Annotated in this window: 8 protein-coding genes; 5 read left to right on the plus strand and 3 right to left on the minus strand. The window is 52.7% G+C overall.

The annotated features are described in order from the left end of the window. Positions 1 to 130 precede the first annotated feature (130 nt). Positions 131 to 535, plus strand: a complete 405-nt coding sequence (tnpA, locus tag VE954_RS37445; protein WP_422662083.1) for an IS200/IS605 family transposase — start codon at positions 131 to 133, stop codon at positions 533 to 535. Between the two features lie 207 nt (positions 536 to 742). Here the strand turns inward: tnpA and VE954_RS37450 are convergent, their stop codons facing one another. The 3 genes from VE954_RS37450 to VE954_RS37460 form a co-directional block, all read right to left on the minus strand. After that, positions 743 to 1,822: a hypothetical protein gene (locus VE954_RS37450; RefSeq protein WP_324962795.1), complete on the minus strand. Its 1,080-nt coding sequence runs from the start codon at positions 1,820 to 1,822 to the stop codon at positions 743 to 745. 108 nt (positions 1,823 to 1,930) lie between these two features. Then, positions 1,931 to 2,476, minus strand: a complete 546-nt coding sequence (locus VE954_RS37455) for a GDYXXLXY domain-containing protein (protein WP_324962796.1) — start codon at positions 2,474 to 2,476, stop codon at positions 1,931 to 1,933. Then, complete coding sequence (locus VE954_RS37460; protein WP_324962798.1) at positions 2,473 to 3,603, minus strand: DUF2157 domain-containing protein; 1,131 nt, start codon at positions 3,601 to 3,603, stop codon at positions 2,473 to 2,475. Before VE954_RS37460 ends, VE954_RS37455 begins: the two co-directional genes overlap by 4 nt. An 83-nt stretch (positions 3,604 to 3,686) precedes the next feature. On the opposite strand from VE954_RS37460, the gene VE954_RS37465 reads away from it, so the two are divergent. The 4 genes from VE954_RS37465 (at position 3,687) to VE954_RS37480 (ending at position 7,740) form a co-directional block, all read left to right on the plus strand. After that, on the plus strand, positions 3,687 to 4,577 hold the full coding sequence (locus VE954_RS37465; RefSeq protein ID WP_324962800.1) for a LysR family transcriptional regulator: 891 nt from the start codon (positions 3,687 to 3,689) through the stop codon (positions 4,575 to 4,577). A 122-nt stretch (positions 4,578 to 4,699) separates the two neighbouring features. After that, positions 4,700 to 5,281 (plus strand): malonic semialdehyde reductase, encoded by a 582-nt coding sequence (locus tag VE954_RS37470; RefSeq protein ID WP_324962802.1) that lies wholly within the window; start codon positions 4,700 to 4,702, stop codon positions 5,279 to 5,281. Between the two features lie 14 nt (positions 5,282 to 5,295). Then, the gene (locus VE954_RS37475) at positions 5,296 to 6,105 is read left to right on the plus strand and encodes a class III extradiol ring-cleavage dioxygenase (RefSeq protein WP_324962803.1); all 810 of its coding nucleotides are present in this window, start codon (positions 5,296 to 5,298) and stop codon (positions 6,103 to 6,105) included. A 120-nt stretch (positions 6,106 to 6,225) separates the two neighbouring features. After that, positions 6,226 to 7,740 carry a choice-of-anchor L domain-containing protein gene (locus VE954_RS37480; protein ID WP_324962805.1) on the plus strand — a complete coding sequence of 505 codons (1,515 nt, stop codon included), beginning with the start codon at positions 6,226 to 6,228 and terminating at the stop codon, positions 7,738 to 7,740. The last annotated feature ends 181 nt before the right edge of the window (positions 7,741 to 7,921 follow it).

Consider the following 7,921-nt stretch of genomic DNA (forward strand, 5'->3'; position numbering starts at 1 on the left):
TTTGAGCTTCAGTGTCAGGTGCATTTTATCTCCTCAACGGCTTGTATGGTAACCATACGAAATACAATAATCAACATTATTTGAGTGTATTAAATAGGATTAATCACGACCATATGACAAGTCACAAGGATTGGATTTCTGCCAAACCTGTGTCTATAACATCGGCTATCACATCGTCTGGTCAACAAAGTACCGACGCAAAGTTATAGAAGGAGCAGTTGAAACCAGGTTGAAGTCACTTTTTCAAGAGATAGCCAGGGATTTCGAGTTTGAAAGCAAAGAAATGGAGGTGATGCCCGATCATTGTCATGTCTTCGTTTCATGTCATCCAAAGATATCGCCATCAGATATCGTTAAATGCCTGAAAGGCATTACAGCAGGAAAACTCGTTCAGGAGTTTCCAGTCATCAGGAAAAAACTTTGGGCAGGGCATCTGTGGAACCCGAGCTATTATATCGGTACCGTTGGAAATATGAGTAAGGATGCGGTTCTTCGATATATTCAAAATCAAAAAACAGAAGGCGCGGAGAAGTAAACTTCCCCGAATGATAGACAGGCAGCCTTACACCCCCTCTTTAAAAAGAGGGGGATTTCGAGGAGGCGGACCCAAAGCGGGTGTGGAATAGGCATAATTCATTCATGAATAGCTGCAGAATCCGAAAGTGTCCATGGATTCTGGTCAAAAGTAAAATGCGTCCGACAGAGTCAGGACGCAGTTTGCAGTCAGCTGAAAACAGTCGAATCAAGGCGCTGAAAGCAGATTAACAGCCTGACCGCAGGGTAACTGTACCACTTTCCGATCATCGGCGATATGCAGACAGTTGCCGGTTTTTGCGCTTCGGAATTGGAATTCACCCGTATCTATATTCACGCCGGTAAAGGTCCAGAGTTCATCGATATCGCCACCGCGTTTACAGGCTCCAAGCAGAATGCGAGCCGAAGCTGCCGCAGTCGCCACGGAATCCAAACGAACACACATCTGAGTCCTTTGATCGACAATCAAAAACTGCGCGCCAAAACTTTCCGTCTTGAACTGCTGACGAATCGGAGGCGGGGTCACACAGGGCAGACCCAGGAGTGTGGCACCGCTGAGCGTACTGCCGAACTCAAGGCAGGTTTGCGTGTTGTCCGCGTTCATACGATAGAACTGCCAGGCTATTTTACTCAGAGTCCCCGCTGGATTTGCGACCGGTGTTCCCGTCGGTGCAGGGGTTGGCGTAGGGGCCGTTCCTGCCGATTTGGTTGTGGTACCAGGAGCATCGGCCTTGGGCAAGGACGAAACGCTGATGGTTTCCACGCGGGAACGTTCCACAGCCAGTTCCTTTTCCAGGATTTCAATGCGATCATTCAAGTCAGTAATCTGGGCATTGGCGCGACGAATTTCTTCGGACAAGGAATCCATTTTCCGCAGAAGATCACGGATCGTAGCGGCATTATCCAGCAGCTTACCGAGCAGATCTTCCCGCTCCTTGACGGCGGCATCCATTTTCACCTGAATGAGGGCCTTCTCATTCGGGGTTGTGGAGGCATCCAATTCCTTTTGCAGGCGCATGATGTCCAATTCCACCGAGGCTCTTTGGGTGTTCAATTCATCACGTTCCAAAGTCAGCTCAGCGATCAGGCGAGCGCCTTCCACTTGCTGCGCTTCCAATTGGGATATCAGGGCATTACGCTCCTGCTTGAGTTTATCGAGATTGGCTTCTGAAGTCAGATCCGAGGACGAGGCCAGGCCTTCCGCGACCTGAATTTCTTTCATAGAGCGGCGCTTGCAGGCAGTCTGGGTCACAATCAGCATAGCGATCATTCCAAGAACTATACGCATAGTGTGGTTCCTCTCCATGTCGGTACCAGATACCTACAAGATGCGGGCCAATTTATTATCTAATATTTTCGCTAAGTTCGATAGCGGGGGCTGTCAAAGATCCTGTCATCAAGGGCTGGGCTTCTGTTCAGCTTTTTTTCGCTCGATCCAGACCTTATAGTCCTGACCTTCCGGGCGAAAAGCTTTGACGAGACCCCCACCGGATCCGTTCAACGTGATGATGATGCTGCTTTTGGGGGGCACGACCTTGAGCCAGGCGCTGTCGGTTTCGGGGATATAGAAGCGTTCCACCCCTGCGGTAAACCCCGACCAGGGGCAGGTTCCCTTCAGAAAGAGGTCGCAACTCGACGGCTTTTGTTCACAGGCACCGCCCCAACTGGGCTGATGGCTTGGACTTTCATCCAGACACAGGCATTGGACGGCTTCCCGATCCACCAGCGGTCCTGAGGTGGGCCGACAGGGATCATGCCGACCCATGGCCAGCCGGTAGGTGACATAGTGCCCGGAAATATGATCCAGAGGATCAAATCCTTCGACAGGCAGCTCCACATCCACACCGCTCCTGCCCTGATTGCGTAAACGCAAGGTCCAAAGTCCCAGCACAACGATTGGCAGCAGCAGGGCCACCCAGAGTTTTACGGAAGATGATTTCATTGCAAAATATCCTTGAGTCGGGTTTGCAAGCGATCATGATATCGATACCAGAGATGCAGAAGGCCCAGCACCAAGGCGCCAAAAATAATCAAACCGGCACCAGTCATGAAAAGCGTACCAAAGAGCGTAAAGAATAGAGTAAAAATTCGCGCGGCCATCAGCAGGGTGAGCGCATCAAAGATGCGTCCACGGTCCCAGTGCAAGGCCAGAAGGCCGAGCGCACTCATCTGCACGACAAAGATCACCGTATCCAAAAAGTTGGGCAGATTATTTAAAAGATCCCGATGCGCGAAATCAGCAACGCCCCAGCGCGCGAAGAATCCCAGGGCGACCACAGCGGCCGCCGCCCATTGCGAGCGGGTCAAACGCTGGCGCAAAACGCCGAGCCAGAGAGCGGCAAGTGCAGCAGCCCCAGCATATTCCCAAACTGTAGGCACCGATGAGGAGGGTCGAACGGCCATGCACCAAGGCCCCATAACCACCACAACAAACGAACCCAGGAGCAGAGTGGTGGTTCTTTGTGGTTCCGGCAGCGTCCAGCGGCCTTTCCAGCTGGCAAGAATGCAGAAGCATGTCACTGTAAAAAGGAGCCATTCAAATCGCATAAAAGCATGTGTGGAGGAACCTTGAAAAACAAAGGCCAGCCAGGCCCAGGAGAAGCTCCCATACCACAGCACAACCGTGTACCATGATCGTGCCCGCAGCATGACGCCTAGACTCAGGATCGACCAAAGCGCAGCCCCGCGCCAACCGTCGCTGGGTACATGGAATATCTGAGCGATTAAGCCAATGCCGGCGAGGATCGAAAGAATATACAGCACGTGAAGGCCCTCGCGGACCAGTCCGGATTTTTGATCCCAACGCTGCAGAGCAAAGATCTGGGCGAACATCAAAACAAAGTAACAGCCGAGTTTGAACCAGCCAGGTATTGCATCCCAGTTCGCCGCAATCAAACTGATGATGCCCAAACCGATGGAGAGCACAGCCAGGAGGGTAAGGGCGAGCATCAGGCGCGAGGCGGGGGCCCGTGCGGCCTCAAACTGACGAATCCTGTGCGCCTGATCGGAAGTCAGAAAACCGTGGGTTTGCCAGTCATTCAGGTGCTTGTCCAGATTTGTCAACGCCATGCCGGTTATCCTCGTGTCTTTCTTAATGCGGTCGCGGCCCTCCCCAGTATAAACTCGAAAGCCTTGCGGGGGGAGGAAAACTTATGGACATCAGTGATGTGGCAGCCTTTGTGAAAGTGGTCCAGGCAGGGAGCTTCACCCAGGCGGCGCGTGCATTGGAAGCTCCGAAGTCCACCATCAGTGCCAAGGTCGCGGCTTTGGAAAAGCGATTGGGTGTGACGCTTCTGCAGCGAACCACCCGCAAATTGAATATGACGGAAGCTGGCGAAAGTTTTTTTCGAGCGTGTTCGCAAGCTCTGGCCGAGATCGAGGAGGCCGAGAATGCCCTGGCGCAGAGTCAGAGCACACCTCAGGGTCGGCTCGTGGTCACAGCACCGGTGAATCTCGGCCGATTTATTGCGCAATTTTTAGCCGGATTTCTAGAGAAATATCCTGGCATCCACGTGGATCTTTTGCTGACCAATCGTTATGTGGATCTCATTGGTGAAGGCGTCGATGTCGCGATTCGCGGCGGGACCCTCAAAAGCTCCAGTCTGATCGCCAAACGGGTAGCGACCAATGAGTCCCTGGTCGTGGCATCACCGGGCTATGCCGCGAAACTCAAAAGCCTCACGCACCCGCGTGATCTGGCGAATTATCATTGCCTGCGCTTTGCGGCTCGAAACGAATGGACCTTTCATAAGAACGGCAAGGCCTTTGTCGTGCCCATTCAGAGCCGAGTCTCCGTGGATGAGTTTCCCACCTTGCAGGCTCTGGCGGAAGAAGGTTTAGGACTGGCTCTGATTCCCAATATGCTGGTGCATGATGCTTTAGCCGAGGGCCGGTTGGTGCGAGTGCTGGCCGATTGGAAAGGCGAGACCAATTCGGTGAGTCTTGTATACCCTGCGCAACGTTATCAGCATCCCAAGGTTCGAGCCTTCGTGGATGCCTGTGCGGTGGCCCTGAAGGCCGCCTATGCACCTCTTTCATCTTAAAATATAGCCTCTTATAACTGTCCATCCAGCTGAACAATGTTTCCAGATTAACCCATCTATTGTCCAAACCCTCTTTCGCCGTAAAGTGGGGACGTGGACGATTTAACCAAGGGAGTTCATCTGTGAAAGACATAAATTTGGATCAGCTCTTTCAAAATGCACGCACGCATAGCGCCTGGCTCGACCGGCCTGTTGATGATGCTGTATTGCAAAAGATTTATGAAACGATGGAATGGGGTCCTACAAGTGTCAACTGTCTGCCGGCGCGGGTGGTTTATGTCAAAGCAGGTCCGATGAAGGACAAACTTTTGGAACACGTCATGCCTGGTAACGTGGAAAAGACCAGGACGGCCCCAGTGACGGCGATCCTGGCTTATGACCCGGCATTCTATGAGCAATTGCCCCAGTTGTTTCCGCACGCCGATGTGAAAAGCTGGTTCACTGGGAATGAAACGATGGCTCGGGAAACGGCCCAATACAATAGCGCTCTGCAGCATGGTTACTTTATACTCGCGTCCCGTGCGCATGGACTGGATGTGGGACCGATGGCCGGATTTAATAAGGACGGTGTGGATGCCACGCTGCTGGAAGGCACCGGTTGGAAATCCAGTCTGCTCGTGAACCTCGGTTATGGTGATGCCAGCAAACTCTTTCCGCGCAGTCCGAGGCTCGGCTTTGCACAAGGCGCGCGGATATTGGAATGAATGAGGGAGGACCTATGTCACAGGTTTCAGGAAAAAAATGGCCGACACTTTTTATATCGCATGGCGGTGGGCCCTGGCCCTGGATGGACTTTGGTCCGCAAAATCCTTATCAAGGTTTGAGGGCCTATCTGGAAAATATTCCCCAAAAGTTGGGCAAACCCCAGGCAATTTTGGTGATCTCGGGGCACTGGGAGGAGAAATCCTTCACAGTCATGACGCACGAGCAGCCGCCGATGCTCTATGATTATTACGGTTTCCCGGATGAGACTTACAAAATTCACTATAAGGCTCAGGGTTCCACGACGCTGGTTCGTCGTGTGCATGAGCTCCTGAACAAAGCTGGAATGCCGTGTGAGGATGATGCCGAACGTGGTTTTGATCACGGTGTGTTCGTGCCGCTTGGGGTCATGTTTCCCAAGGCCGATGTACCGCTCGTCCAGCTGTCGATGAAAAAAACCTATGATGTGCAGGACCACCTTAATCTCGGTCGAGCCTTGGCTCCTCTGCGGGAGGAGGGTGTGCTGATCGTCGGCAGCGGTCTCAGTTATCATAATCTGCGGGAATTTGGACAGCCCCGGGCGATTCCTGCCTCGAAGCAATTTGATGCCTGGTTGACCGCAGCGGTCACGAGCGGAACAGGTCAGGAACGCGAAGAGAAACTTCGGCATTGGTCGGAAGCACCAGCCGCGCGGCTGGCTCATCCGCGCGAGGATCACCTGATCCCCTTGATGGTTGCTGCGGGCGCGGCCCCGGAAGAAAGCGCGGTCAAGGTTTATAGCGATCAGATGTTTGGGCTCGAAGTGTCCGGCTTTCAGTTTGGTTGATCGTACTTCGGAAGATTTTCAATCGACCTCTGCAGCTGCTATACTGATACTTACGCATGATTTGCAAAAGGTAACGTTGCGCATGCGAGGGTTGCGAACCAGCGGTTGAGGAGTACATCGTTGAAAAACACAGGTTTTCTCATCGTAGCGTTGATGTTTACGGCTTGCACATCAGCGAAGACTCCTGAAGAACTGCAGGGAAAGGAAGGAGACATCCGTTGTCAGCCCACTTCCATCCCACCTCCCGTCGATTATCAACCCGAGACTCTGCCGTTGCTTTGTATCCATGCAAGCATCGACGCCTTGAGCGATAAGGTTCAGCAAAGCACCGACGTCAGCGGCGATATTCTTTTTACAAAAAGTTGCCTGGACTTTGACATCCCAGACAATCTGCAATTCGTAATCGGGGCGCAGATCTCCGAGGGATTCTCCGGATCTGACAATCAGGACCTGCGGCTGCCTCTGCCTTCGGCGATCGACATCAGGGATTATGCTGAGGTTCCGCCAGGCGCGAGTCTGCCGGAAAATATTGAAATACCCGACGAACAGGCCCTGCTCGTAGGCAAACTTACTCGGTTTAAAGGGGTCACGTATCTGAAACTGGTGAATATAGCCAACATACGCTCCGCTGGGGGGCAGAGCTATCTCGAAACCCTCACTCAAGTGGCCCAGGACAATATGAGCGACTATATGCGGGTGGATGGCCCAGGCGTTTACGCGCTATTTTTAGCCAAAACTCCTCTGGCTTATATTTCCGGCCGGGTAAGCCGGGATCAGGCGGCAACACCGAATGCACTGGTCATATCCCAGGACGGAACATTTTTGTCACTGACCAATCAGCAGGGACAATATACGATCGCAGCAGCCAAGGGTCAGGGGGCTATTGCTGCCTATGATCTTGACACCGGTGCCCATGGTGAAAAAGTTTTACCCATCGAGGAAGCTGGCAGCATCAATCCCAAGACCAATGAGTTGGTTCAGACCCCTGCAACGCAGAAAGCTCTGCCTGATCTTGACGACCTTAATCTGACAGGCGTTGATATTGATCTCAACACCCCGACAGCGTCCATGACCGAAACCAATCTCAATTTCGAATCCTCGAACCTGGGCTCGTGGGATCTCCTGGGCAACGGATCCGTTCTATCCGAGAAGGTTGCCAGTGTTTTCCCCGATTCTCCCGAGACATACTATGCTTTTCTCAGCACGGGTTCAGGCGCGCTCGGAGGAATCGCGTCAGGACTTACGCGGGACTTTGAGATCCCGGACGGCGTGACAAAAATGGGCGTCGAATACAACTTCGTAAGCCAGGAATATCCGGGCTGGGTGAACTCCCAGTATAACGACATGTTCTATATTCTGATTGGCGGCGAGCGCGTCTTCCTGCATCGTGAAACTGTCAATGATAACGCAGGAAGTTGGCTTGATTTCTATCAAACCCTCGGCAATGTCACGGAATCCAATGCCAGCGGGAACGGAGTCGAGCAGAAGTTCGGTGGAAAGGTCGGAACCCGAACCAAAATATTCGACATTGCCAGGTGCTCGGGTCAGCGCACACGAGTTATCTTCGCTGTGTCGGACTTAGGCGATACCATATACGATACAGCGGCCCTGATCAACCGCATCTGGTTTGAATAGCACGGGACCTCGTCATCGTGAGCCTCAACGTCTTTTGAAAAACACCAGATGCTGACGCGGCAGGCTGGAATCCACCCGAACAAATTCAAGGTTCAGTTCCTTGCGGCCCATTTCCTTGCGGATCTGGGCCACGGTCATCTTATGATCAGCTTTGATGGGAACCTTCGGATCCTCGCCACGG

This window comes from Oligoflexus sp., assembly GCF_035638955.1.
Taxonomy (GTDB): Bacteria; Bdellovibrionota_B; Oligoflexia; order Oligoflexales; family Oligoflexaceae; genus Oligoflexus.

Bases quoted from the DNA above. Each gene is read 5' to 3' on its own strand.
- VE954_RS37450 (WP_324962795.1), bottom strand. From the start codon at position 1,822: ATGCGTATAGTTCTTGGAATGATCGCTATGCTGATTGTGACCCAGACT.
- VE954_RS37455 (WP_324962796.1), bottom strand. From the start codon at position 2,476: ATGAAATCATCTTCCGTAAAACTCTGGGTGGCCCTGCTGCTGCCAATC.
- VE954_RS37460 (WP_324962798.1), bottom strand. From the start codon at position 3,603: ATGGCGTTGACAAATCTGGACAAGCACCTGAATGACTGGCAAACCCAC.
- VE954_RS37465 (WP_324962800.1), top strand. From the start codon at position 3,687: ATGGACATCAGTGATGTGGCAGCCTTTGTGAAAGTGGTCCAGGCAGGG.
- VE954_RS37475 (WP_324962803.1), top strand. From the start codon at position 5,296: ATGTCACAGGTTTCAGGAAAAAAATGGCCGACACTTTTTATATCGCAT.